At 51.3% G+C, this 226-nt stretch carries 1 pseudogene; it reads left to right on the forward strand.

The features are described from left to right. Positions 1-226: pseudogene (locus ABR397_RS24160) on the forward strand (DNA primase); the annotation flags it as partial.

A 226-nucleotide genomic window follows, 5' to 3' on the forward strand; every position in this document is an offset into this window, starting at 1 on the left:
TCAAAATGCCCAACGGTTGTTGCGCCCGCTCAATGTGGTTAACCCTTATGCCTCACAGTTAACGTTCATGAGCGATAAAACCCGCACCCGACGCGACCACATGAAATATCTCACCCTGATACAAAGTATCGCCCTGCTGCATCAGCACCAGCGCGAGGTGAAGACAGCGGAACACCGGGGCAAACGGCTTGAATATATCGAGGTGACCAAAGACGATATTCGCTTA

Source organism: Photorhabdus viridis, assembly GCF_040256935.1.
Lineage (GTDB): Bacteria > Pseudomonadota > Gammaproteobacteria > Enterobacterales > Enterobacteriaceae > Photorhabdus > Photorhabdus viridis.